The 24,685-nt window shown below is 61.0% G+C and carries 19 protein-coding genes; 7 read left to right on the top strand and 12 right to left on the bottom strand.

What is annotated here, in order from left to right; translation table 11 throughout:
• On the bottom strand, positions 1-1,858 hold a 1,858-nt coding region (locus H0Z09_RS16305; protein WP_186691447.1), incomplete at its 3' end, for an RHS repeat domain-containing protein.
• A 253-nt stretch (positions 1,859-2,111) separates the two neighbouring features.
• Between H0Z09_RS16305 and H0Z09_RS16300 the strand changes: the two genes are divergently transcribed.
• The 3 genes from H0Z09_RS16300 (at position 2,112) to H0Z09_RS16290 (ending at position 5,600) form a co-directional block, all read left to right on the top strand.
• Positions 2,112-4,607, top strand: a complete 2,496-nt coding sequence (locus H0Z09_RS16300) for a TonB-dependent siderophore receptor (RefSeq protein ID WP_186691446.1) — start codon at positions 2,112-2,114, stop codon at positions 4,605-4,607.
• A gap of 92 nt (positions 4,608-4,699) precedes the next feature.
• Positions 4,700-5,029, top strand: a complete 330-nt coding sequence (locus tag H0Z09_RS16295; RefSeq protein WP_026139966.1) for a hypothetical protein — start codon at positions 4,700-4,702, stop codon at positions 5,027-5,029.
• 124 nt (positions 5,030-5,153) lie between these two features.
• Positions 5,154-5,600: a GNAT family N-acetyltransferase gene (locus tag H0Z09_RS16290; protein WP_186691445.1), complete on the top strand. Its 447-nt coding sequence runs from the start codon at positions 5,154-5,156 to the stop codon at positions 5,598-5,600.
• Between the two features lie 414 nt (positions 5,601-6,014).
• On the opposite strand, the gene H0Z09_RS16285 is transcribed toward H0Z09_RS16290, so the two are convergent.
• A complete protein-coding gene (locus tag H0Z09_RS16285) occupies positions 6,015-6,377 on the bottom strand; it encodes an NUDIX domain-containing protein (RefSeq protein ID WP_186691444.1) in 363 nt (120 codons plus the stop codon).
• A 128-nt stretch (positions 6,378-6,505) separates the two neighbouring features.
• Between H0Z09_RS16285 and H0Z09_RS16280 the strand changes: the two genes are divergently transcribed.
• Positions 6,506-7,486 (top strand): Gfo/Idh/MocA family oxidoreductase, encoded by a 981-nt coding sequence (locus H0Z09_RS16280; RefSeq protein WP_186691443.1) that lies wholly within the window; start codon positions 6,506-6,508, stop codon positions 7,484-7,486.
• Positions 7,487-7,525: 39 nt separating this feature from the next.
• Positions 7,526-8,155 (top strand): ribonuclease T2, encoded by a 630-nt coding sequence (locus tag H0Z09_RS16275; RefSeq protein WP_186691442.1) that lies wholly within the window; start codon positions 7,526-7,528, stop codon positions 8,153-8,155.
• On the opposite strand, the gene H0Z09_RS16270 is transcribed toward H0Z09_RS16275, so the two are convergent.
• Positions 8,152-8,589, bottom strand: a complete 438-nt coding sequence (locus tag H0Z09_RS16270; protein ID WP_186691441.1) for an Rrf2 family transcriptional regulator — start codon at positions 8,587-8,589, stop codon at positions 8,152-8,154. The two genes, H0Z09_RS16275 and H0Z09_RS16270, sit on opposite strands and share 4 nt — an antisense overlap.
• Positions 8,590-8,732: 143 nt before the next feature.
• Between H0Z09_RS16270 and H0Z09_RS16265 the strand changes: the two genes are divergently transcribed.
• The gene (locus H0Z09_RS16265) at positions 8,733-9,617 is read left to right on the top strand and encodes an NAD(P)/FAD-dependent oxidoreductase (protein WP_186691440.1); all 885 of its coding nucleotides are present in this window, start codon (positions 8,733-8,735) and stop codon (positions 9,615-9,617) included.
• Between the two features lie 133 nt (positions 9,618-9,750).
• The gene (locus H0Z09_RS16260) at positions 9,751-10,338 is read left to right on the top strand and encodes a LysE family translocator (RefSeq protein ID WP_186691439.1); all 588 of its coding nucleotides are present in this window, start codon (positions 9,751-9,753) and stop codon (positions 10,336-10,338) included.
• Here H0Z09_RS16260 and H0Z09_RS16255 read toward each other — a convergent pair.
• The 9 genes from H0Z09_RS16255 to gloB form a co-directional block, all read right to left on the bottom strand.
• Positions 10,280-11,164: an AraC family transcriptional regulator gene (locus tag H0Z09_RS16255; RefSeq protein ID WP_186691438.1), complete on the bottom strand. Its 885-nt coding sequence runs from the start codon at positions 11,162-11,164 to the stop codon at positions 10,280-10,282. The genes H0Z09_RS16260 and H0Z09_RS16255 overlap by 59 nt on opposite strands.
• Before the next feature lie 63 nt (positions 11,165-11,227).
• Positions 11,228-14,677, bottom strand: coding sequence for a hypothetical protein (locus H0Z09_RS16250; protein ID WP_186691437.1), 3,450 nt, complete (start codon positions 14,675-14,677; stop codon positions 11,228-11,230).
• A 126-nt stretch (positions 14,678-14,803) separates the two neighbouring features.
• Complete coding sequence (locus H0Z09_RS16245) at positions 14,804-16,405, bottom strand: ABC transporter ATP-binding protein (protein ID WP_186691436.1); 1,602 nt, start codon at positions 16,403-16,405, stop codon at positions 14,804-14,806.
• A gap of 1 nt (position 16,406) precedes the next feature.
• Positions 16,407-17,426: an ABC transporter permease gene (locus H0Z09_RS16240; protein WP_186691435.1), complete on the bottom strand. Its 1,020-nt coding sequence runs from the start codon at positions 17,424-17,426 to the stop codon at positions 16,407-16,409.
• Between the two features lies 1 nt (position 17,427).
• The gene (locus H0Z09_RS16235) at positions 17,428-18,504 is read right to left on the bottom strand and encodes a microcin C ABC transporter permease YejB (RefSeq protein WP_076952468.1); all 1,077 of its coding nucleotides are present in this window, start codon (positions 18,502-18,504) and stop codon (positions 17,428-17,430) included.
• A complete protein-coding gene (locus H0Z09_RS16230; RefSeq protein ID WP_186691434.1) occupies positions 18,505-20,343 on the bottom strand; it encodes an extracellular solute-binding protein in 1,839 nt (612 codons plus the stop codon).
• On the bottom strand, positions 20,340-22,169 hold the full coding sequence (locus H0Z09_RS16225) for an extracellular solute-binding protein (RefSeq protein ID WP_186691433.1): 1,830 nt from the start codon (positions 22,167-22,169) through the stop codon (positions 20,340-20,342). Before H0Z09_RS16225 ends, H0Z09_RS16230 begins: the two co-directional genes overlap by 4 nt.
• 208 nt (positions 22,170-22,377) lie before the next feature.
• Positions 22,378-23,793 carry a lytic transglycosylase domain-containing protein gene (locus tag H0Z09_RS16220; RefSeq protein WP_076952465.1) on the bottom strand — a complete coding sequence of 472 codons (1,416 nt, stop codon included), beginning with the start codon at positions 23,791-23,793 and terminating at the stop codon, positions 22,378-22,380.
• Between the two features lie 98 nt (positions 23,794-23,891).
• Positions 23,892-24,659, bottom strand: a complete 768-nt coding sequence (gloB, locus tag H0Z09_RS16215) for a hydroxyacylglutathione hydrolase (protein WP_186691432.1) — start codon at positions 24,657-24,659, stop codon at positions 23,892-23,894.
• Positions 24,660-24,685 lie beyond the last annotated feature (26 nt).

Genomic DNA, 24,685 nt, shown 5'->3' with positions numbered 1-24,685 from the left:
CACCGGCCAACCCACGCTCAAGAATGACGTGCTGCTCGTCGTACCGATAAACCTCACTTTCGCCTACCGCATTGGTCGCCGAAACCAGCCGGCCAAGGTCGTCATAGGCGTAGGAAACAACGTTTTGCTCCGTCACCCAGACAAACGGACCGTCGTCCTCGGCGCGCTGAATCTGGTAATCCACCGCCACAATGCGGCCCGACGCATAGCGCAAAAACAGCGAACGCCCGACGCCGTTATCAACCCGCTCAATGCGCCCCAAAAAATCCCGGGAAATGCGCAGCCGGTTGTCATACGCATCGCTGATCGCCGTCAGCACACCGTCGCGAAAGTGGTAGAACCGCGATGCCTGGGCCAGCACCAACTCATCGGGCAACGATCCCAAATAGATCGCCGCTTCGGCCAGGCTATTGGTAATCGCCGGCCGAGCAGCAGACGGCAAGGGCAGGGCAGTCGACCGGTTCTCATGATCGACCCACACCACCGAATCACCGGAAACTCTCAGCCGATGCGCTAAAGAATGACTCCAGCCAAACCCCAATCCACTATCGATTTCCACCGCACTGGTGCGATACAACCGAGCCCACTCAAACGGCAAAACCCCGTCCAGCACACCATCGGTCAGCGTCAGCAATTCCTCCCCGGTGACCATCGACACCGGGCAGCCGTTGGTGGAGGTTTTGTCCGAGGCCGCCGCCGCATCCCCCGCCGGGTTCTTCGCCACCGCAGGCGCATCGTCGACATGCTCTGTCTGCTTCAGCACCGCGTTCTGCCGCGCCTTCCAGCGCATCTGCAGCGTGCCTTGCTTCAGCCCGCCAACCACCCCGCGAACCGCCACCGCCTTGTAGCGATCCACTGCCTGCATGAACTGCGTCAGAATCCCTAAAAGACCCTTAACAAAGCTCACCGCAGCCTCAAGAATCCGCGCGCCATACTTGACCAGCCGCAAGCTCAAATACGCCACACCCGCCGCCGGCAACGCGATGGTCAGCATCGCGCCAATCACCAGGTCAATCAGCAACGACACCAAAAGACCGGCGGCCACCTCGGCGATCTCACTGGGCGGCAACGCGTCCAACCAGATCATCGCCGTGCGCACCATCAGGAACAGCGCCGCTTCATCACTGGCCAGCAACATCGCTTGTTCCATGACCCTGGGCGCATCAATCGCTATCCGCGCCAACTGGGCCGCCTGATCACCCAGCTGCTCGACGAATTTCAACGGGTCTTCAAGAATCGCCTGCACCAGCTTGATGCTTTCCCACACGTCGCGAATCGCGGCCCAACTGCCCGCCAGCACGCCGCTGCCAATCGCGCTGGCGGTAGAGCGCTCCCAATGCGGCTTGAAGCCAGACCACTGCGACCGAAGCCAGCGCTCCAGGTCCCCCATCAGCCCCACGTAAGAGGCAAACAACGCGTCCACCTGCTCGCTAGAAACACTGCCCTGCACCCGCACCTGATAGCGCCCGCCCGCCGCACAGTGGTGCGAACCCTCGCCGTGCTCATCGAGCATGATCACGGTGGAACTGCCGTCATCCAGGCCAATCACCTCAACCGGGATGCCGCCAATCGGCACGTCATACACCGATTCAAACAGGCTCTGGATCTTCAGCTCACCGCCCACCGGACACTGAGCCACGGTGGAAAAATTCGAATCGGAAAAGCTAACCGCCCGCTGCGAATCCCCCGCCCGCAAAACCCGGTCCACCCCGAGCAACGACGGCATATCCAACCCATGACTCACCGAATCCAGCGCACGGGAATACCAGGCGTTCATCTGCTGGCGATAAACCTCCAGGCTTCGATGAAAGCCATCCAGCTCAACTTCGATAAGGGCAATGTGGGCAACGTGGGTCATCCGTGACGTCTCGACGAGGGGCAAGGCGTCGGAGTCTGCCGCAGCGAAAAGCTACTGGATGAACGGTTGATAAATTCAGAAAAGGCCGACTACGTACGGGAAAAAAACACGAAAAACCAACCTGAAAAGCTACACACAAAAGCGACGCAGCTGATTGCAGCAACCACTCTCAAATAAAAATCGCTCTCATCCTTGCCCGATTTTCAGACATGGCCGTCATGGTTAATAGAACCCTTATTACGCAGGATTTCCCATGTCGCGCCTTGCTCGTCCCTTGCATCCACTGGCTTTGTCTGTGGCGATGGCTTTTGCCGCTGTGCCGTTGCTGACTGTCCAGAACTCCTTCGCTGAAGAGAGCACCGTGCGCGGTTTCTCGATTCCCGCCGGTGACCTGAGCCAGGCGCTCAATAGCCTGGCCGAGCAGGCGGGCCTGGTGCTGGCCTTCGATGCGAGCCTGACGCGGGGCAAGCGCAGCAACGGTTTGAGTGGGCAATACGACACCGAGGCCGCACTCAATCAATTGCTCGGAGCCAGCGGCCTGCAGGCCTTGAAGATCTCCGCCGACCGCTATCGCCTCGAGGCCATACCGGATAACGGCGGGGCGATGGAACTGCAGGCCACCACCATCAGCGCCGCGTACCAGGCCGAGAGCCCGACCGGCCCGGTGTCCGGTTATGTGGCCACGCGCAGCTTGTCGGGCACCAAGACCGACACCGCGCTGATCGAGACCCCGCAGTCGATCTCGATCGTCACCAAAGACCAGATGCGTGCACAGAACGCCGAGAGCCTCAACCAGATCCTGCGCTACAGCGCCGCCGTGGTCCCGGAGACCCGTGGCGCCACCGCGTCGCGGCTTGATCAACTGACGATCCGGGGGTTCTCCCCGGCCACCTACCTTGACGGCCTGCGCATGCCATCCAGCCGTGACGCCTTGCCGCAAAAGGATGCGTTTGACCTGGAGCGCGTCGAAGTCCTGCGCGGCCCGGCCTCTGTGCTGTACGGCCAAGGCACGCCGAGCGGGGTGATCAATATGGTCAGCAAGCGCCCGCTGGATACGCCGTTTCATGAGGTGGGTGTGGAATACGGCACCTTCAACAAGAAGCGTACGACCTTCGACTTGAGTGGTCCGCTGGATGATCAAGGCGTGTATTCCTACCGTGTGGCCGGGCTTTTCGACGATGCAGATGGCCAGGTGGAACACACCGAGACGCGCCGCCAGTCGCTGTCCAGCGCCTTCACCTGGCGCCCGGACGACGCCACCTCGCTGACCTTGCTCGGGCATTTCCAGAAGGACCCCAAGGGCGCGTCCTACGGTTCGGTGCCGGCCTGGGGATCGGTGTTGCATAGCCCGACCGGACGCAAGATCGATGTGGATTTTTATGATGGCGAGAAGAATTTCGAGAAGAGTGACCGCGAGTATTACTCGATCGGCTGGGCGTTTGAGCACCAGTTTGATGACGTGTGGACCGTACGCCAGAATGCCCGCTACCTGCGCACCGAAGGTCGTTATCGCAGCCTCTACAGCAACATCCTGTTATCGGATTACCGCACCATTCAGCGTTCAACCATTGCCAGCGATGTGGACATGGATGCCTACACGCTCGACAACCAGTTACAGGCCAAATTTGATACCGGGCCGTTGCAGCACACGTTGCTGATGGGGCTGGACTATCAGAACACCAGCACCGACACGCTCTCCGGCTCAGGTGTCTACAAAGCCGGACCAACCCTGGACATCTTTGATCCGGTCTACGGCGCAGCGGTCCCGGTGCCGGCGTATACCACCGATGGCACGTCGCGTAGCGAACAGACCGGTGTCTACCTGCAGGAACAGATGAAGTGGGACAAGTGGGTGCTGTTACTGGGTGGTCGCTATGACTGGGCCAGCACCGATAACAGCACTCAAACCATCAGCAGCGGTGCCAAGAGCAAGTCGTCGCTGGATAGCAAGGCCTTCACCGGCCGAGTCGGCCTGGTTTACCTCTTCGATAACGGCCTGGCGCCGTATGCCAGCTACGCGGAGTCGTTCAACCCGCAATCTGGCACGGGGTATGGCGGCTCGGTGTTCAAACCGACCGAAGGCAAACAGTATGAGGTCGGCATCAAGTACCAGCCGCCGGGCAGCAACAGTTTTATCACCGCAGCGATCTTCGACCTGCGCCAGACCAATGTGCTGACGACCGACCCGGACCCCACTCACCTGTGCGGCAGCGGGCGTTGCCAGAGCCAGGACGGCGAGGTGCAATCCCGGGGCTTTGAACTGGAAGGCAAGGCCAGCCTCAACGATAACCTGGACATCACCGCGGCCTACGCTTACCTGGATAACCGCATCAGCAAGTCCAACAACACCGTGCGCTATTCGCCCATCGGTGATATCGGCGTAGGTCCGAACCTTGCCGCCGAAGGCACCACCACCTACGCGATACCGCGCCACACTGCCTCGGCATGGGCTGACTACACGTTCCACGACGGCCACCTCAAGGGCTTTGGTGCCGGGGCTGGCGCGCGTTATGTCGGATCTTCCTGGGGGGATACCGCGAACACGCTCAAGGTGCCGGGCTACACCCTGTTTGACGCAGCGGTGCATTACGACATCCCGAACATTGCCAACCTCAAGGACAACCTGCGCCTGGCCCTAAACGCCACGAACCTGGCGAATAAAGAGTACGTCGCCTCCTGCTATTCCTACTCCTGGTGCTGGTACGGCTCACAGCGCACCGTACAGGCCAGCGCCACCTACCAATGGTGACAGCCAATCGATAAGGCATTTTAATGGCCCCTTTGTAACCAAATCCTCGCCAGAATCGCTTTTATTTTCAGGTGGTTAGGGTAGGGATACAGATGCGCAACGTTGGAATCATGCTGATCGCCTGCTCCCTGGCCGGCGGCGCGGCTGCCGTGCAGGCACGGGAGCTGCGCGAGGGTGACAAGTACATGTGCAGTTGGGGCGCCGGTACGGCCGCCAGGGCCCAGGAACTCAAGCTGTCGGGGGTGTCGCTGTACGCCGCGCGGCAGAAGATCCAGACCATTAAGTTCAACAAATCCTGGATGCGCATGATGGCCATGGGCATTACCGAACAGACCTACGACAGCCGCTCCCGGCTCAAGCCTGAGGCGATTCGTCAGAGTTTTTATCAGGATTGCGTGCGCTATAAAGTTGCGCGTAAATGACCCGACGAGCAGGGGCCAACGCAAATGTACGTTAAGCGTTATTTGACCCAGCAGGCGCTTACAAATCCTCCACATTCACCGTGTGTGTAGCTGCCTACAATTGCGTCTTCAAACGGAGGCCATTATGCAAACGCTGATACGCGCGGCGACGCAGGACGATATCGACACGCTGTTCCATATCCGCACCTCGGTGGTGCAAAACCATTTGAGCGTCGAGCAGATGGCGGAGCTGGGTATCACGCCGCAAGTGCTCGCGGACAGTATTCGTGATGCACCTTGCGCATGGGTCGCCGAAGCGGACGGTCGGCCCGTCGCCTTTGCCATGGTCAACCTGGCCGAGGGTGAGGTATTTGCGATGTTCGTATTGCCGACTCACGAGAACCTGGGACTAGGCCGCAAACTGATGGCAGTGGCCGAAGCCGCGCTGTTTGAGCACCACGACAGGCTGTTCCTGATCACCGACGGTCGCGACGAAATACGCGCCAACGGGTTTTACCAACGGCTGGGCTGGACCTTGGTCGGCAAGGCCGAGGGTCACGATGTGCGTTACGAGAAGAGCAGGGCGCAGTAGGTCATAAAGTGTGGTCTCTGCTTGATCTAATAGCCGTGGTTATAAGCGGGAGTATTGGCGGTAGTTGCACCAAAAAGTGGCACTCATCTAACTCTCGACCTTAAAAAACATGTGGTTATTGAATGACTTACAGCGCTTCTAATCCGACGAAAGGATTAAAATAATCTTGTTCCACCTTTTCTCTATCGCTATTATGGCCGGGCGTTCACCTCCCACGGTTTATGCATTTTTAAATCCCAAGTTTCCATCAGCTACTTGGGATTTTTTTTGCCTGCAGTTTGAGCTTGCCGTCTCACGTCACCGTTGGCGAACTCCGGGCGCATCCGCCCGTTGCGCTTGTCTCGCCCGTCAGATTCCAGGTCGAACAGCAGAAACCGAACAGCTCGGAAATAACCCAGCGGGCAAAACGCAGAACTACAACCGCCGCACAAATGACTTAACGATGTGCCGTGTAGCATCCGTGGTATCCAAGTCATCAATCGCCCCATACGGATGCCACTGGCAATCGGTAATTTCATTGCAAGGTTTTGCTTCGTCGATGTTCACAACCGACGCCTCGAACACATGATGAACCGTGTCACGAGCCTTCAACTCCTGCAGATAAAGCAAGCCGTCCACACTCAATCCGGTTTCCTCTTCGAGCTCGCGCTCGGCGGCGCCGACCGGGCGTTCGTTGCGTTCGACCTTGCCTCCGGGCAAGGCCCATTTCGACCGGGCCTTGCGCACGAAGAGGATATTGCCTTCGTGCTCGCAGATGACCGTTGCGCGTATTTTCATCGTCTGTGCCCCCGCAGAGGAATGAGTGTCATAAAAGTGTAATGCAATTGTCATGCTAACTGCTTATGGCGCTGACGGGTGGGGATGTGGATACTGCCCGCTTGATCAAAAACGGACGAGGAGAGCAGATGAGCACCGTACGCTGGGGCATGATCGGCTGTGGCAGTGTCACTGAAGTGAAGAGTGGACCGGCTTTCTACAAAGCGCCAGGTTCTGCGTTGGTGGCGGTGATGGGGCGTCGTGAAGTCGCGGTGCGTGATTATGCGGCACGCCACGGCATTGCGCGTTTCTACACCGACGCTCAAGCCCTGATCAACGACCCCGAAGTGGACGCTGTGTACATCGCCACGCCGCCTGACAGTCACCTTGAATACAGCCTGATGGTGGCCGCCGCCGGCAAGCATTGCTGCGTCGAGAAACCCATGTCGCTGAATGCCGAGCAGAGCGCGCTGATGCAGCGCACCTTCGAGCGCGCGGGGCTGCATTTGTTTGTCTCCTACTACCGTCGTTCACTGCCGCGCTTCCAGCAGGTGCGCGACTGGTTGCGGGAAGGGCGCATCGGCGAGCTGCGCCACCTCACCTGGACGCTGTGCAAGCCACCGAGCGCCGATGACGCCAGTGCCGCCAACTGGCGTACGGACCCAGCCATTGCCGGTGGCGGTTACTTCGCCGACCTGGCCAGCCATGGGTTCGACCTGTTCCAATACCTGGCCGGGGATATCATCGAAGTCTCAGGCTTTACCGCGCGCCAGGCCGGGCACTATGCGGCCGAGGATGCCGTGACGGCGTGCTGGACCTTCAGTTCGGGCGCACTGGGCATGGGCTGCTGGAACTTTGTCGCGGACCGGCGTGAAGACGTGGTCGAACTGATCGGCAGCCGCGGGCGCATCCAGTTTTCGGTCTTTGAGGACCAGCCCCTGCGCCTTGAAGGGGAGGTCGACGAAGTACTGGAAGTACCGTGCCACGCGCATATCCAATGGCACCACGTGTTGGCGATGAACGCGCATATCCGTGGTGAAGCCGAGCATCCATCACTGGCGATCGAAGCGTTAAAGACTGATCGGATCCTGGACAAGGTACTGCAACGTAACCCCAACCATCCCGGGTAACCGCGATGGGATTTTTTCGTTTTTCCAAGGAACATACGGATGAAATACTGGATGGCGTTGTGGCTGGTGCTGGCCACCAGCGCGATGGGGGCTGCGCGTAGTCAAGGCACGCCTGGCGAGTTTGATTTTTACGTATTGTCGTTGTCATGGTCACCGACCTTCTGCCTGACTCAACCGGACAATGAGCAGTGTTCGGGCAAGGGCTACGGTTTTGTCTTGCACGGCCTGTGGCCGCAATACGCGCGGGGAGGGTGGCCGGCTTCGTGCTCGCCGCAGTCGCGGTTGAGCCGCGAAGACATCGAAAAAGGCGCGGCACTGTTCCCGACCCGTTCGCTGCTCAGGCACGAATGGGCCAAGCATGGCACCTGCACTGGCCTGGAACCGTCGGCCTATCTGCAAAAAACCGATGAGGCGCTGGGTGTGGTGAACATTCCGCAGCAACTGCAGCCGTTCAATACGCCGCCCTCGTTACCTGCGCGTGAGATAGAGGCATTGTTCCGCGAGAGCAACCCGCGCATGGGCAACCATGGGTTGGCGGTGATCTGCAAAGGCAAGGTGCTGTCGGAAGTGCGTGTGTGCCTGACCAAGGACCTGGCGTTCGCCGGCTGCCCGCGCAGCGTGAAAACCCAGTGCCGCGACGGCGATATTCGCATTCCTGCACAGCGCTAGGGCAGCATCGCCACGCGATAGCGCTCGTCAAAATCCTCGGCCAACTGCGCCAGCGTGACCTCGCCCAAGCGCTTCAGCAGCAGCGCCTGGGCTTGCTCGAACGCATCCGTGAGCGCGGCGTTCACCGCCTGTTCCACCAGGCACTGCGGATGGTCGGTGGACAGCCCGATGGCAAATATCGAAGGCGTGCCCAGGGCGTTGTGAATCTCCAGCAAGGTGATTTCACTCAAAGGTTTGCCCAGGCACCAGCCGCCTTGGTGGCCTTTTTCCGAGCGTACGTAACCTTTTTCCTTGAGCAGCCCGAGCGTGCGTCGCACCACCACCGGGTTGGTGCCGAGCATCTGCGCGATGGTTTCGGACGTCGCGCGTTCCTCGTGGCGACCCATATGGATCAACACATGGAGCATGCGCGAAAGGCGCGTGTCGTTTCTCATCAACAAACCTCTGATCGATTCGCTTGAAAGTATCCTTCGTAACCCGAAAAGTTGCGAGACTCTTGACGGAGTATTTTTATGTAACTTATGGTGTGTCATGAAAGCGCCCGGACAACCGGGGGCACACAGCAGGGGTCATTTTCATGATGTACGACGTGATTATCGTGGGCGGCAGCTACGCCGGCCTGTCGGCGGGCCTGCAATTGGCACGGGCGCGGCGCCAGGTGCTGGTGATCGATGCGGGGCAGCGGCGCAACCGTTTCGCCGCGACCTCCCACGGGTTTCTTGGCCAGGACGGCCAGGCGCCGGAGATCATCGCCGCAGAAGGGCGCAGCCAACTGATGGAATATCCAACGGTCACTTGGCTGCAAGACAGCGTCGTGCAAACGGCTGAACAGGCGCTGGGTTTCAGCGTTCGCAGCGAACATAACGGGACGTTGCACGGCAAGCGCCTGATCCTCGCCACGGGTGTGGTCGACGACTTGCCGGCCATCGACGGCCTCAAGGAACGTTGGGGCAAGCGGGTGTTCCATTGCCCGTACTGCCACGGCTACGAATTGGACAGCGGCCGCATCGGCGTCCTGGCGACGTCATCCCTGGCCATGCACCACGCATTGATGCTGCCGGACTGGGGCACCACCACGTTGTTCACCAACGGCGTGTTCACACCCGATACCGAGCAACAGGCGCAGTTGGACCGACGTGGCGTCAGTGTGCAAAGCGGTGCCGTACGGCGCATCAGCGGTGAGCGCGCGGACCTGGAATTGGATGACGGCCGGGTGTTCAACCTCGACGGTATCTTCACGATGCCCCGCACCCGCATCAGCCCATTGGCCGAGCAACTGGGCTGCGCGCTGGCCGACGGGCCCACCGGCGCTTATTTGCACACCAATGACATGCGCCAGACCTCCGTGCCCGGCGTGTTTGCCTGTGGCGATACCTCTCTCGCCGCCGGTTCCGTCGCGCTGGCCGTGGCCGAGGGCGTGCGCGCCGGGGTGGGTGCGCACGTTTCGTTGATCAACGGTTAACAGATCTCCCACAAAGAGATTCGTCAGCTTCTTAAGATGTGTAGATACCTGAGGGGCATTTTCTTCAATACCCCGGACGACAGGCCCGGTACCGTGGGGCCATCGCTACTCGTTCGGATAAAAAGGAACTGCAATGAGCCTGATCATTTCCATGGCAGCCTTCGCGCTGGCCACCTCCATCACACCGGGTCCGGTCAATGTGGTGGCGCTGAGTGTGGGGGCGCGCTTCGGCTTTGTCGCCAGCCAGAAACACGTGTTCGGCGCCGCCGTGGGCTTTACGTTGCTGCTGGTGCTGATTGGCCTGGGCTTGCATGAAGTGCTGGTGCGCTGGCCGATCCTGACCCAATTGATCCAATGGGGCGGCGTGGCCTTCCTGCTGTACATGGCCTGGAAGCTGGCAGCGGACGATGGCCGGCTGGACGCCGAGGGTACGGCCACCGCGCCGTCGATGCTTTACGGCGCGATCATGCAGTGGCTCAACCCCAAGGCGTGGCTGGCCTGCGTGGCGGGCATGGGGTTGTTTGTGGCAGACGGCGACGCCGCGCAAGTGTGGCTGTTTGCGGCGCTCTACCTGGTGATCTGCTACCTGTCGGTGGCCTGCTGGGCCTATGCCGGCACGTTCCTGCGCCGTTACCTGAGCAACCCGCGCGGCGTGCGGCTGTTCAACCGTTCGATGGCCGCGTTGCTGGTGGCCAGTGTGGGTTATTTGCTGATGGCGTGAGCCGGTCGCGGTATTGCCCCGGCGTGGCGGCAAAATGCTGTTTGAACGTGCGCTGGAAGTGCGCCTGGTCGGCAAAGCCTGCAGCCAGGGCCACATCGGCGATCAGTTCGCCCTGGCGCAATTGCGCGCGGGCAAACTGGATACGCTGGTTGACCAGAAACGCGTGCGGCGTGAGCCCGTAATACTGCTTGAACGCGCGGATCAGGTACGACGGCGACAGCTCGGCGGCCAGGCAGATATCCTCCAGTTTCAGCGCCTGGGTGCAGTGCTCGCGGATGTACTGTGCGGCGCGCTCCAGCTTGTGATTGACCTCGCGCATCGGGGTGTCGGAGGGGTTGAGGCGCTGTTGCACCTCGGTGAAGTAACTCACCAACGCACTCTGTTTTTGCAGGTGTTCGGCCTGTTCATCCACCAGTATCCGATACAACGCCAGCAGCCCGTCGTACAGCACCTTGTCCTGGGTGTAGGGCGTACTGAATGGCCGGTAACCCTGGTCAGTGCTGAAACCCAGCTGGTGCTGCAAATCCGTCAGCCAAGGGGTGTCGAGGTACAGCATCTGATAGGACCATGCCTCGTTGGCGATGGGATTGCAGGCGTGCACGTCGCCGGGGTTCATCAGCACCACCGTGCCGGCGCTGACCTGGAAGGTGTCCGCGCCGTAGTGGTAATAGCTTCTGCCGGTGGTGATCGCACCGATGGAAAAATGCTCGTGAGCGTGACGGGTATAAGTGACCTTGCGCCCGTCGACAATGGTGCGCGCTTCGATGTACGGCAGCCCGGCGTCGCGCCAGAAGCGGGGCGCCGTGGGGCTTGCGGGCAAGGTCATGGCGCGGCGCTCCAAGCGGAAGGGGTGCCCAGCGTTATACAAAACCGCCTCGGGTTCAAGGCCTCACAGGGCAGCCATGGCCATACGGCGCAAATACTCGGCCCAGGGATCTTCGCCGTTGCCGAGTTGTTCCAGGGTCGGCGGCACGGTGGAGTGTTCGCGCAGCGCTGCCGCCCGTTGAAAGAAATGTTGCTCGACAATGATCGCCGCCAACGCCTTGGAGCGCGGCGAGTCGAAGCTGCGCGGTATCCGCTGGCCCTGGGCATCGGCCTGCGGCAGCGTGTCGACGTCTGGCAATACGGGCGCCAGTTGGCTGATCCTGAGGCCCGGCCAGCGTTGTTCACTGTCACTTTTTGCTGGCTCAACCCCGTCGGCGTAAGCCGGCCAATGAAAACCCAGGTTAGACACATCCTGCCCGGTTGCCGCGGCGGCCTGCATCAGGGCGGCATAGTCGAGGTCATGGCGCGGGCGCAGCAACAGGTATTTGGGGAAGCACTCGTACACATGACGATCGCCGTAATAACTGACGCACAGGATCAGGCCGAATGGCCCGACCGGCTCGGCGTCTTTGCGCAGGGCAAAAAAACGGATGCGCCCAAACTCAATCGCTTCGCGTCGTGGCAACGATAGCTGCGGCAGGCTGTTCTGCAGGTATTCCTTATAGGCCGATTGCAACCGTTGCAGGTTCTGCGCACAGCGTTGCGCGAAAACCTGGCTGAAGGGCGTGAGCTGATGAAACCGCTGCGCCATGTCGCTGTATTTGATGGTCGGGCTGGAGGAGTGCCAATGCGGCGAATCCGCTTCCAGGCGGTTGGCTATGTAGAGGTCGACGAACGAGAATTTTTTGCCGGTGTGCACATTTTCAAAGCGCTTGTCCTCGGCGGAGGCCGAGTCTTGGGGCAGCCACATCAGCACCAGGTCCGTCAGTTGGCGATTGTCCGGCCAGACCTTTTGCAAGGCCTGCAACGCAATCTCACGTTGGGTCAGGATCGGGCTGGCGAACGCTTCCAGGGCGCGGCTCAGGCGCGCCCGCAGCTCGTTGAGCGCGGCAATCGCCAGGTTGGACTCGGCACTGCTGTAGCGCTCCTGGCGCGTAATGACGCCGTTGACCGCGGCCCACATGTGGATGGGGGGCAGCGCGTGGACACCGTCCAGAAACTTTGCCCAGCCCCTGCGCGGCGGCAGATACGCCTGATACATGATCTCGGCATGGCTCAGTTGGCGCGCCGCACCCGGTATGCGCCGTTCCAGGTAGGTGGCATATTGCTCGAACAGGATCCAGGCCTGGGTGCTCAGGAACGGCATCGAATCAGGAATCGCGCGTACCAGCAGGTGCGGCGCCTGACCGCACAGCATCAAATGGGCGGCGAGGGCGGCGGCACCGGGGGCGAGGCGCAAGCTGCTTTCCAGTTGGCTGCGTACATAGGCAACCGGTTCGCCCCAGAAGTCAGTGGCCGACCAGTCCAAGTGGTGAATACGATTGGGGTGTGCGCCCGCCGTCGGGTCCAGGCTCAGGATCAAGGCCGCCCACAGTAGCGCGCTGCGACTGGCGGCGGGGTTGGTGTCGCTGCCATGCCACTGCACGCTGCGCTGCAATTGGCCGGCGAGTTGCTGGGCGCGTGGCGTAGCGATCAGGCGGATCATCAGCAAATCCGCTTCGGCGCGGATGTCCTCAGGGGATTTGTCTCCCAGCACGGGGGCCGCCAGGTAGCTGAATAAGTCCTGTTCGGGGTCGGAAACAAACCCCTGGCTCACCACCAGCACCCGCAGCCGGTCGGCCTCCGACAGGATCCAGCCGCTGGGTTGCGTCGGGTGAGCCGACTTGAGCGCACGCCAGTAGTCGCTTTCGTAAAGGCGTTGCGGCGCGGTGATGGACCAGCGTTGCGCGGCCAGCCGCACTTCCTCCAGTGTGGTCGGCACCGCCACCTTGTACAGGTGCAGCGCCTGGCTCAGGCTCACGGCCTTGTTGGTGCGCAACTGCCCGCCCATGCGCGCGGCCAGCATGGTCAATGGGCGCACTTGCGACGCGAGTTTGGGATCGGCCATTACTGCGCCCGTGATCATCTTCCATTGGCCATCCAGCCCATGGGCGCCGATACCGCTGACTACGCTCAACAGCACATGACTGGCGGGGTCGATCTGTTCCTGTTGGCGGATTTTCACAAACTCGGCCTGATCGACCAGTGCCTGCAACTTCAGGCGACCCGGTTCGAGGACCACTGGCAGGCGCTCCGGGTCTACTTCAATAACCACGTCCAGGCCTTCGGGACCGGTCAGCCGACCGTGGCGCAGCACCGCGTAGAGCGCTTTGCGAATGACATGACGGTCGTTGCGCAAACCGATGTATTGATTCTGGATATACCGCTCATCCAGGCTGCGGGCAGCGGCATAAAGTGTCGGCGCCTGTGTGATCGGCCACTGGCGCAGCCGCGTGATCAGCGCCGCAACTTCGGTGTTGCTCACGGCGCGCTCGATGCCGTAGGCCTGCAACAGACCCGCCAGGCTCACGCTGTGGTCCAGATAGAGATCGGTGCCCGCTTTTTCGGCCAGGCGCAGCAACCTGCGCCAGAGCACATCAGGGACCTGGGGCAGCCATTCGCGCACTTGAGTCACGTCTTCCACAGCGGCGGGCAGGCTGCAGATCAGCTGTTTGCGGTGGTCGAAAAAGTAATCGCCGTCGACCTCGACAACGGTGTCTTCGACGATGCTTTTGAGCAACTGCGCAGCGTCCACCAGGGTGCGCGCCAGCAACGAGCCCGACGTTAACTGCATGCGCGTCTTGTACAGCGTGAAGCTGTCAAGGTCTGGCAGGGCCTGCAGGGCATCGGCCAATTGCCGGTAGTCGCGTTGCTGGTTGAGCAGCTCGTCGTGGATCAACGAGCGGCTCAGCCCCCTGTCGTCAATGCCAGGGAAGGCCCCCAGCGCGCGCAACTCCTCGGCGATCATCTCCACCTGCAAACGGTTGGCGGGCATCGGGTAGCCGTGAAACGCCAGCACCCGGTCCAGGGGCAGGCTGCGTTCGGGATTGCTCACCCGGTCGCCCAGGTAGGGAAGGCCCAGCTCGGCGGGGTCGAGTAACTGCGCGATAAAAATGATCGGGTTGGCGACGGCCCACCATCCCGAAGCGTCCGCCAGGGTAAAGCGCTGGAGCGTGGTTTGCCCATGGGAACTGGCCTGCAGCACACCATTGCAGACCGACATTGTGTTGAAGTCCAGGCCCCGTCGATCCGCCCATTCGACGAAATCCCGTTGGTTGAACGCTTTGCTGAAGACATCGCCCCACTGCCCCAGCAAGGACAGTTCGGATACTTTAACGGGCGTGTGTGCCGCCGGTGCTGGCGCGCCTGGGGTGGTTTTCAGCACCGGCAGCAAGTGGGCGATCAGTTCCTTGTCGCCTTGCACACGAAGGTCGTCGCGCTCGCGCAGCTCAGCGGAAGAGAAGCTGGCTTGAGGCGTCGGCAACGTGGCGCCGGAGAGGTCTTCAGTGGAAAGCAGCGCGTAGGGTTCGTCCATGGGGTACAGCGTCCTGTAGAAACGTAGACCCCGATGGTCGCGCAGCCCGCGGCCCTGACGACAGCAGCCCCGTCATTGAATGCCGTGGCTTGCTTCAGCCACGGTCGTAAGGCGTCAGGCGTTCCGTCAGGCCGGTGCCAAAAAGGCGGCTTCCAGTAACTGCCGCGTATACGCATGCTGCGGATCGGCAAATATCGCCCGCGCATCACCTTGCTCCACCACTTGCCCCTGCTTGACCACCATCAACTGATGGCTCAGCGCCTTTACCACCGCCAGATCATGGCTGATAAACAGGTAGGTCAGGTTGTACTTGGCCTGCAAGCTGCGCAGCAGTTCCACCACCTGGCGTTGCACCGTGCGGTCCAGTGCCGAGGTGGGCTCGTCGAGCAGGATCAGGCGCGGCTTGAGCACCAGCGCGCGGGCGATGGCGATGCGCTGGCGCTGGCCGCCAGAGAACTCGTGGGGGTAGCGATTGCGCGATTGCGGGTCGAGGCCCACCTCGTTGAGCGCGGCGATGATCGCCGCCTCCTGCTCGGCCGGCGTACCCATTTTATGAATGCGCAAGCCTTCGCCGACAATCTCGCTGACGCACATGCGCGGGCTGAGACTGCCGAACGGGTCCTGGAACACCACCTGCATTTCCCGGCGCAGCGGGCGTACCTGCTGCTGGGTCAGCGTGTCCAGTTGCTGGCCTTCGAAGCGAATACCGCCCTTGCTGGCGATCAAGCGCAGGATCGCCAGGCCCAGGGTGGATTTGCCCGAACCGCTTTCGCCGACGATGCCCAGGGTTTGCCCCTGGGGCAGGCTGAAATTGATGCCGTCCACCGCCTTGACGTAATCGACGGTGTTGCGCAAAAAGCCCTTCTTGATCGGGAACCACACCTTCAGGTCATCGACCTCCAGCAGCGCTGGCCCGACTGCATTGGCGGCCGGCCCGCCGCTCGGTTCCGCCGCCAACAGTTCCTGGGTATACGGGTGCCGGGGCGATTGGAACAGCGTCTCGCAGTCGGCCTGCTCAACGATGCAACCCTTTTGCATCACGCACACGCGGTGGGCGATACGCCGCACCAGGTTCAAATCATGGCTGATCAGCAGCAGCGCCATGCCCAGCCGCGCCTGCAACTCCTTGAGCAATTCCAGGATCTTCAACTGCACCGTCACGTCGAGCGCGGTGGTGGGTTCATCGGCGATGAGCAATTCCGGCTCATTGGCCAGCGCCATGGCAATCATCACCCGCTGGCGTTGGCCGCCGGACAATTCGTGGGGCAGCGCCTTGAGACGCTTGTGCGGCTCGGGGATGCCTACCAATTCCAGCAACTCCAGGGTGCGCCGGGTGGCAACCTTGCCGGTGAGCCCCTTGTGCAGCCCCAGCACTTCGTTGATCTGCTTCTCGATGTTGTGCAGCGGGTTCAGCGAGGTCATCGGCTCCTGGAAGATCATCGCGATGCGGTTGCCGCGAATGTGGCGGATGGTTTTTTCCTTGAGGGTCAGCAAGTCCTGCCCGGCATAGTTGATGCTGCCGGAAGGATGCCGCGCCAGCGGGTAGGGCAGCAGGCGCAGGATCGAGTGGGCGGTCACCGATTTCCCCGAGCCGCTTTCACCCACCAGCGCAATGGTTTCGCCGCGCTTGATATCGAAGCTGACGTTGTTGACCACGCGATGGTGATGCTCGCCGGTGACGAACTCGACGCTGAGGTCGCGGATTTCGATCAGATTGTCCTGATTCATCTCATTTCCTCGGGTCGAAGGCATCGCGAGCGGACTCGCCGATAAACACCAGCAAACTCAGCATGATCGCCAGCACGGCAAACGCACTCATGCCCAGCCACGGCGCTTGCAGGTTGGATTTGCCCTGGGCCACCAGCTCACCCAGGGACGGCGAGCCGGCCGGCAAGCCAAAGCCGAGGAAGTCCAGGGCGGTCAGGGTACCGATGGCGCCGGTCAGGATGAACGGCATGAAGGTCATGGTCGATACCATGGCGTTGGGCAGGATATGCCGGAACATGATCGCGCCGTTCTGCATGCCCAAGGCTCTGGCGGCGCGCACGTATTCCAGGTTGCGCCCGCGCAGGAATTCGGCGCGTACCACGTCCACCAGGCTCATCCAGGAGAACAGCAGCATGATCCCCAGCAGCCACCAGAAGTTGGGCTGCACGAAGCTGGCAAGGATGATCAGCAGGTACAGCACCGGCAACCCGGACCAGATCTCCAGGAAGCGCTGCCCGGCCAGGTCGACCCAGCCGCCGTAGAAACCCTGCAAGGCCCCGGCGATCACGCCGATGATCGAGCTGAGTACGGTGAGGGTCAGGGCAAACAGCACCGACACGCGAAAACCATAGATCACCCGCGCCAGCACATCGCGGCCTTGGTCATCGGTGCCCAACAGGTTGACGCTGGAGGGCGGCGCAGGCGCTGGCACCTTGAGGTCGTAGTTGATGCTCTGGTAGCTGAACGGGATTGGCGCCCACAGGGTCCAGGCGTTTTTGGCCTTGAGCAGTTCCTGGATATACGGGCTCTTGTAGTTGGCCTCCAGCGGGAATTCGCCGCCAAAGGTGGTCTCCGGGTAGCGCTTGAGCGCCGGGAAATACCAGCCATCGTCGTAGTGCACCACCAGCGGCTTGTCATTGGCGATCAACTCGGCGCCCAGGCTCAGCCCGAACAGGATCAAGAACAGCCACAGCGACCACCAGCCACGCTTGTTGGCCTTAAAACGCTCGAACCGACGGCGATTGAGGGGGGACAGGTTCATCTCAATGCTCCCGGCTGCCGAAGTCGATACGCGGATCGACCAGGGTGTAGGTGAGGTCGCCGATCAGTTTCACGATCAGCCCCAGCAGGGTGAAGATAAACAGCGTGCCGAACACCACCGGGTAGTCGCGGTTGATCGCGGCCTCAAAGCTCATCAGGCCCAGGCCATCGAGGGAGAAGATCACTTCCACCAGCAACGAGCCGGTGAAAAAAATCCCGATGAATGCCGACGGGAAGCCCGCGATCACCAACAGCATGGCGTTGCGGAACACATGGCCGTACAGCACGCGATGGTTGGTCAGGCCCTTGGCTTTGGCGGTGACCACGTACTGCTTGTTGATCTCGTCGAGGAAGCTGTTCTTGGTCAGCAGGGTCATGGTGGCGAAGTTGCCGATCACCAATGCCGTGATGGGCAGCGCCAGGTGCCAGAAATAATCGAGAATCTTGCCGCCCCAGCTCAGTTCGTCGAAGTTGTTCGACGTCAGCCCGCGCAAGGGGAACCAGTCAAAGTAACTGCCGCCGGCAAACACCACGATCAACAAAATCGCGAACAGGAACGCCGGGATCGCATAGCCGACGATGATTGCCGAACTGGTCCATACGTCGAAATGACTGCCGTGCCGCGTGGCCTTGGCGATGCCCAGGGGGATCGACACCAGGTACATGATCAGCGTGCTCCACAACCCGAGGGAGATGGACACCGGCATCTTTTCCTTGATCAGGTCGATGACCTTGGCATCGCGGAAAAAGCTGTCGCCAAAATCCAGCTGGGCGTAGTTCTTGACCATGATCCACAAGCGTTCCGGCGCCGATTTGTCGAAGCCGTACATCGTTTCGATTTCCTTGATCAGCGCCGGGTCCAGGCCCTGGGCGCCACGGTAGCTGCTGGAACCGGCCACCGAGACCTCGGCACCGCCGCCGGCGATACGGCTGGTGGCACCCTCGAAGCCTTCGAGCTTGGCGATCATCTGCTCCACCGGGCCACCGGGGGCGGCCTGGATGATCACGAAGTTGATCAGCAGGATCCCGAACAGCGTGGGGATGATCAGCAACAGGCGGCGAACGATATAGGCCAGCATTCAATCGCCTCCCTTCGCCGGCTCGGCGCTTTCGGTGGTGTCCAGGGAAACCGCCGGCTTGACGTTGGGTTTGACCCACCAGGTGGCGGTACCGACGTCGTAGCGTGGCGGCACTTTCGGATGGCCGAGGTGATCCCAGTACGCCACGCGAAAGGTCTTGATGTGCCAGTTGGGAATCACGTAGTAGCCGAACTGCAGCACGCGATCCAGGGCCTTGGCATGGGCCACCAGGCTTTTGCGTGAGTCGGCGTCGATCAACTGTTCCACCAGTTGGTCGACGGCCGGGTCCTTGAGGCCCATGTAGTTGCGGCTGCCGGGTTTGTCGGCGCTGGAGGATTTCCAGAATTCGCGCTGCTCATTACCCGGCGAGGTGGACTGCGGGAAACTGCCCACCAGCATGTCGAAGTCCCGCGAGCGAATACGGTTAATGAACTGCGAGACGTCCACCCGGCGGATCACCAGGTCAATGCCCAGGTCGGCCAGGTTGCGCTTGAACGGCAGCAGGATACGCTCGAACTCGGTCTGCGCCAGCAGGAACTCGATGACCACGGGTTTGCCGTCGGTGTCGACCATCTTGTCGTCCTTGATACGCCAGCCGGCTTCCTGCAGCAGTTGGTAGGCCTCGCGCTGCTGAGTGCGGATCATGCCGCTGCCGTCGGTTTTGGAAGGCTCGAAAGCCTGGGTGAAGACTTCAGATGGGATTTTGTCGCGCAGCGGCTCGAGGATCTTCAGTTCATCCTGGCCGGGCAGGCCGGTGGCGGCCATCTCGGAGTTTTCGAAGTAACTGCGGGTGCGCGTATAGGCGCCGTTGAACAACTGTTTGTTGCTCCACTCGAAATCCAGCAACAGGCTGATGGCCTTGCGCACGCGCACGTCCTGGAACATCGGCTTGCGCATATTGAACACAAAACCCTGCATCCCGGTCGGGTTGCCATTGGGGATTTCTTCCTTGATCAAGCGGCCTTCGGCCACGGCCGGGATGTTGTAGGCGTTGGCCCAGTTCTTGGCGCTGAACTCCAGCCAGTAATCGAACTGTCCGGCCTTCAAGGCTTCGAGGGACACGGTGCTGTCGCGGTAATAGTCGGTGATGCGGTTATCGAAGTTATAGAAGCCTTTGGTGACCGGCAGGTCCTTGGCCCAGTAATCCTTGACTCGCTCGTAGCGGATCATGCGCCCAGGCTTGACCTCGGCCACCTTGTACGGCCCGCTGCCCAGCGGTACTTCGAGGTTGCCTTTGGCGAAATCACGGGTGGCCCACCAGTGCTTGGGCAAGACCGGCAATTGGCCGAGGATCAATGGCAGCTCGCGGTTGTTGGTGCGCTTGAACTTGAACATCACCTTCAGCGGGTCTTCGGCGATCACTTCGTCGACGTCGGCATAGTACGTGCGGTAGATCGGCGAACCTTCCTTGATCAGTTCCTGGAAGGTAAACACCACGTCTTCGGCGCGGATGGGATGGCCGTCATGGAAACGCGCTTCGGGGCGCAGATAGAAGCGCACCCAACTGTTGTCCGGGGCTTTTTCGATCTTGCCGGCGACCAGTCCGTACTCGGTGATCGGCTCGTCCAGGCTTTGCATGGCCAGGGTGTCGTAGATCAGGCCGATGTTGTCGGCTGGCACGCCCTTGCTGATCCACGGGTTGAGGCTGTCGAAGCCGCCCATGGCCGACTCGCGGAAGGTACCGCCCTTGGGCGCGTCCGGGTTGACGTAGTCAAAGTGCTTGAAGTCGGCGGGGTACTTGGGCGGTTCGTTGTACAGCGTCAGCGCATGTTGCGGAGCGGCCTGGGCCGCTGTGCACAGCAACAGGCTGCCAAGCAGTGCGTTGCGCAGATGCATCATTGGGCTTTCTCCGAGGCTTTTAGCCACCATGCGCTCAGGCCCAGGCTGTAGGGCGGCGTGGTGACAAAGGCGAACCGGTTACGGTACGCCAGGCGATGATAATTGAGGTACCAGTTGGGAATGCTGTAGTGCTGCCACAGCAGCACCCGGTCCAAGGCGCGGCCGGCGGCCAGCTGTTCTTCGCGGGTCTGCGCCGCCAGCAGTTGTTCGAGCAAGTGATCGACAATCGGGTTGGCGATGCCTGCATAGTTCTTGCTGCCCTTGATCGCGGCCTGGCTGGAGTGGAAGTACTGCCACTGCTCCAGGCCCGGGCTGAGGGTCTGGTTGAGGGTAATCAGGATCATGTCGAAGTCGAATTGATCCAGGCGCTGTTTGTACTGGGCGCGGTCGACGGTGCGCAGGCGCGCGTCGATACCGATGCTGATCAGGTTCTCGACGTAGGGCTGCAGAATGCGCTCCAGGTTCGGGTTGACCAACAGGATCTCGAAGCGCAGCGGTTGCCCATCCTTGTTCAGCAGACGTTGCCCGGACAGCGTCCAGCCGGCATCGCCAAGCAGGGCGAGGGCGCGGCGCATGGTCTCGCGGGGGATGCCGCGGCCATCGGTGCGGGGCAGGCTGAAGGCTTGGGTAAACAGCTCGGCCGGCAATTGTTCGCGGTAGGGGGAAAGCATCAGCCATTCATGGCCCACCGGCAGGCCGGTCGCTGAAAATTCGCTGTTGGGGTAGTAGCTCAGGGTGCGTTTATAGGCATTGCTGAACAGGGTGCCATTGGTCCACTCGAAGTCGAACATCAGCCCCATGGCTTCGCGCACCTTGGTCTGGCTGAAGGCCGGCCGTCGGGTGTTCATGAACAGGCCCTGGCTTTGGGTCGGGATCTGGTGGGCAATCTGCGCCTTGATCACCTCGCCCCGGTTAACCGCCGGGAAGTTGTAGCCATTGGCCCAGTTCTTGGCCTGGTGCTCGATGTAGATATCGAACTCGCCGGCCTTGAAGGCTTCGAAGGCCACGTCGCTGTCGCGATAAAACTCCACTTCGACCTTGTTGTAGTTGTAGAAACCCTGATTGACCGGCAGGTCCTTGCCCCAGTAGTCCTTGACCCGTTCGAACACCAGTTGCCGGCCAGGGGTGACCTTGCTGATGCGGTACGGCCCGCTGCCCAGCGGCGGTTCGAAGGTGGTGGCCTTGAAATCGCGGTTTTTCCAGTAATGCTGGGGCAATACCGGCAGCTCGCCCAGGCGCAGGATCAGCAACGGGTTGCCGGCGCGCTTGAACACAAAGCGGATGCGGTGACGGTTGAGGATATCGACCCGCGCCACTTCCTGCAGGTTGGTGCGGTACTGCGGGTGACCTTCGGTCAGCAGGGTGCGGTAGGAAAACGCCACGTCATAGGCGGTAATCGGCTTGCCATCGTGGAAGCGCGCCTGCGGGCGCAGGTTGAACACCACCCAACTGCGGTCTTCGCTGTACTCCACCGACTGGGCGATCAGCCCATAGCTGGAGGTGGGTTCGTCGCCGGACGGTGCGTACTGGCCAGTACCGACCATCAACGGCTCGTTCAGCTCATTGACGCCGTATTGCAGGAAATTGGGGGTCGAGACCGGGCTTGAGCCCTTGAAGGTATAGGGGTTGAGCGTATCGAAGGTGCCAAAGGCCATCACCCGCAATGTTCCGCCTTTCGGCGCTGCGGGGTTTACCCAATCGAAGTGGGTGAATTTGGCCGGGTACTTGAGCCTGCCGAACTGCGTATAACCGTGGCTCTCGGTAATCGTCGCGTTCGCAGCAAAGCTCAAGGCCAGACTTATTAGTAGAAGGAGGGGACGCTTCAAGTCAGAGATCCGATCCAGGCGGCTTGGGCTTTATGATCGGTACAGTAACAGCTTGTTCCGGTTGGAAAAAGCCAGTCGGATGATGGAGGTCCCCTGTGGGAGCGGGCTTGCTCACGAAAGCGGAGTGTCAGCCAATATATGTGTGACTGATACACCGCATTCGCGAGCAAGCCCGCTCCCACATAGGCTCCTCAGGTGTTCCCGAGACCTAGCGCGGTCCGGATACCACCAGCATCTGCCCCGGCTTCAATGCCTGCCCGGTGCGCGGGTTCCAACGCTTGAGATGTTGCATCTCGACGTTGAAGCGCTTGGCGACGATGTACAACGAGTCGCCTTTCTTGACCTTGTATTGCACGGGCTTCTTGCTGTCAGCCTTCGCCACCAGCTTGCGGGTGTCCTGCATCACCAGGGTCTGGCCGACCTTGAGCGCCTGACCGTTGAGTTTGTTCCAGCGTTGCAGGTCATGCACGTCGACCTTGTTGGCCTTGGCGATCAGCGTGAGGTTGTCGCCGTTGCGAACCTTGTAGTTGCGGGTGCGACCGGCAACCCGCGCGGTCTCGACTTCGTCGAACACCTGCTTTTTGGGGCGCATCGCCAGCAATTCTTCCGGTTTCATCGTCGAAAGGGTGCTGGTCAGCAGTTGCGCCTTGGAGCTTGGCACCAGCAAATGCTGGGGGCCGTCCAGGGTAGTGCGTTGTTTCAGGGCCGGGTTGAGCTGGAACAGTTCGTCTTCGTCGATCTCGGCCAGCGCGGCGACCCGTGACAGGTCCATGCTTTGCTTGACTTCAACCACTTCGAAATAGGGCGTGTTGGCAATCGGGTTCAGGTTGACGCCGTAGGCTTCCGGCGCCAGCACCACCTGTGACAGCGCCAGGAACTTGGGCACGTAGTCCTTGGTTTCCTGGGGCAGTGGCAGGTTCCAGTAATCGGTGGGCAGGCCGAGCTTCTCGTTGCGCTCGATGGCCCGGCTCACGGTGCCTTCGCCGGCGTTGTAGGCGGCGAGGGCCAGCAACCAGTCACCGTTGAACATGTCGTGCAGGCGCGTCAGGTAGTCCAGGGCGGCGGTGGTGGAAGCGGTAATGTCGCGGCGGCCGTCGTAGGCGCGGGTCTGGCGCAGGTTGAAGTAGCGCCCGGTGGAGGGAATGAACTGCCACAGGCCGACCGCATCGCTGCGCGAGTAGGCCATCGGGTTGTAGGCGCTTTCAATTACTGGCAGCAGCGCCAGCTCCAGGGGCATGTTGCGCTCTTCAAGGCGTTCGACGATGTAATGAATATAGAGGCTGCCGCGTTCACCGGCGTTCTCAAGGAAGGAGGGGTTGCTGGCGAACCACAGGCGCTGTTGCTCGATACGTGGGTTTACGCCCACCCCATCCTGCAATTGAAAGCCCCGTCGCATACGCTCCCAGACATCCTGGGGGGCTTCGGGGGTGGGCTTTTCGGAAAGCCAGATGACGGGTTTCTGTTTGATCTTGGCGCTGAGGTTTGGCTTGGGTTGCACGGTGGATTGTGCGGTGAAATTGTTTGATTGGCAGCCCGCCAGCGTGGCGGACACAGCCACCGCCACAGCTTGAGCCAGGCGGGTCAATGCGTCTGAATGGTTGGATTTACGAATAGATGACGACATTGGCTGGAAGTAAGTTCCGGGCAAAAATGTCGGGCGATTCTAGAAACCCGTTCGGTTCCGGTCAACCATTCAGAAATTACGTATCAAAATGCGTCCTGTTAGAACGTATCTTTCCATGCCCGCAAGCTAGCAAACACCTCGGCCGCAGAGCGGTTGTCGCGTCCGTTCCGTTCGTCCGCTTTTTGTTTAACGGATGTTTCAGAGGTACGTAGAAAAGGATTGGTGCGCTTTTCCAAGGCCAGGTTGGAAGGCAGCGAGATCTCGCCACGGGCGCGCAGTTGGCGGACGGTTTCCACCCGTTCGGCGATATCCGCGTTGCCCGGTTCCACCGCTTGGGCAAACTTGAGGTTGTTTTGTGTGTATTCGTGCGTGCAGTACACCAACGTATCGTCGGGCAGGGCGGCCAGGCGCTCGAGAGAGGTGTGCATTTGTTGCGGCGTGCCTTCGAACAGGCGTCCGCAACCGGCGGCGAACAGGGTGTCGCCGCAAAACAGCACGCCCTGGTGATAAAACGCGATATGGCCCAAGGTGTGCCCGGGCACTGCATAAACGTCGAAGTCCCAGCCGAGCACTGTGAGGCGGTCGTTGTCGTTCAGCGCCACATCCCGCGCGGGGATCTTCTCGGCTGCCGGGCCATGGACCTTGGCGCCCGTCACGCCCTTGAGCTGTTCGACACCGCCGACATGGTCATGGTGATGATGGGTGACAAGAATGTCGCTCAAGGTCCACTCCGGGTTCTGCTTGAGCCAGGCCAGCACGGGCGCGGCATCGCCGGGGTCGACCACCGCGCAGCGTTGGGTGCCGGGGTCTTGTAACAACCAGATGTAGTTATCGGTGAAGGCGGGCAGGGCACTGATCTGTATCATTCTTCGATTCGCCAAGCTGAACACAT

This window comes from Pseudomonas sp. SWRI18 (genome assembly GCF_014268345.1).
GTDB lineage: Bacteria > Pseudomonadota > Gammaproteobacteria > Pseudomonadales > Pseudomonadaceae > Aquipseudomonas > Aquipseudomonas cedrina.
Note: the sequence above shows the minus strand (reverse complement) of the source record. Positions and strands in the feature narration are given on the sequence as shown.

Excerpts from the sequence above, each read along its gene's own strand:
- H0Z09_RS16300 (WP_186691446.1), top strand. The coding sequence starts at position 2,112 with ATGTCGCGCCTTGCTCGTCCCTTGCATCCACTGGCTTTGTCTGTGGCG.
- H0Z09_RS16295 (WP_026139966.1), top strand. The coding sequence starts at position 4,700 with ATGCGCAACGTTGGAATCATGCTGATCGCCTGCTCCCTGGCCGGCGGC.
- H0Z09_RS16290 (WP_186691445.1), top strand. The coding sequence starts at position 5,154 with ATGCAAACGCTGATACGCGCGGCGACGCAGGACGATATCGACACGCTG.
- H0Z09_RS16285 (WP_186691444.1), bottom strand. The coding sequence starts at position 6,377 with ATGAAAATACGCGCAACGGTCATCTGCGAGCACGAAGGCAATATCCTC.
- H0Z09_RS16280 (WP_186691443.1), top strand. The coding sequence starts at position 6,506 with ATGAGCACCGTACGCTGGGGCATGATCGGCTGTGGCAGTGTCACTGAA.
- H0Z09_RS16275 (WP_186691442.1), top strand. The coding sequence starts at position 7,526 with ATGAAATACTGGATGGCGTTGTGGCTGGTGCTGGCCACCAGCGCGATG.
- H0Z09_RS16270 (WP_186691441.1), bottom strand. The coding sequence starts at position 8,589 with ATGAGAAACGACACGCGCCTTTCGCGCATGCTCCATGTGTTGATCCAT.
- H0Z09_RS16265 (WP_186691440.1), top strand. The coding sequence starts at position 8,733 with ATGATGTACGACGTGATTATCGTGGGCGGCAGCTACGCCGGCCTGTCG.
- H0Z09_RS16260 (WP_186691439.1), top strand. The coding sequence starts at position 9,751 with ATGAGCCTGATCATTTCCATGGCAGCCTTCGCGCTGGCCACCTCCATC.
- H0Z09_RS16255 (WP_186691438.1), bottom strand. The coding sequence starts at position 11,164 with ATGACCTTGCCCGCAAGCCCCACGGCGCCCCGCTTCTGGCGCGACGCC.
- H0Z09_RS16250 (WP_186691437.1), bottom strand. The coding sequence starts at position 14,677 with ATGGACGAACCCTACGCGCTGCTTTCCACTGAAGACCTCTCCGGCGCC.
- H0Z09_RS16245 (WP_186691436.1), bottom strand. The coding sequence starts at position 16,405 with ATGAATCAGGACAATCTGATCGAAATCCGCGACCTCAGCGTCGAGTTC.
- H0Z09_RS16240 (WP_186691435.1), bottom strand. The coding sequence starts at position 17,426 with ATGAACCTGTCCCCCCTCAATCGCCGTCGGTTCGAGCGTTTTAAGGCC.
- H0Z09_RS16235 (WP_076952468.1), bottom strand. The coding sequence starts at position 18,504 with ATGCTGGCCTATATCGTTCGCCGCCTGTTGCTGATCATCCCCACGCTG.
- H0Z09_RS16230 (WP_186691434.1), bottom strand. The coding sequence starts at position 20,343 with ATGATGCATCTGCGCAACGCACTGCTTGGCAGCCTGTTGCTGTGCACA.
- H0Z09_RS16220 (WP_076952465.1), bottom strand. The coding sequence starts at position 23,793 with ATGTCGTCATCTATTCGTAAATCCAACCATTCAGACGCATTGACCCGC.
- gloB (WP_186691432.1), bottom strand. The coding sequence starts at position 24,659 with ATGATACAGATCAGTGCCCTGCCCGCCTTCACCGATAACTACATCTGG.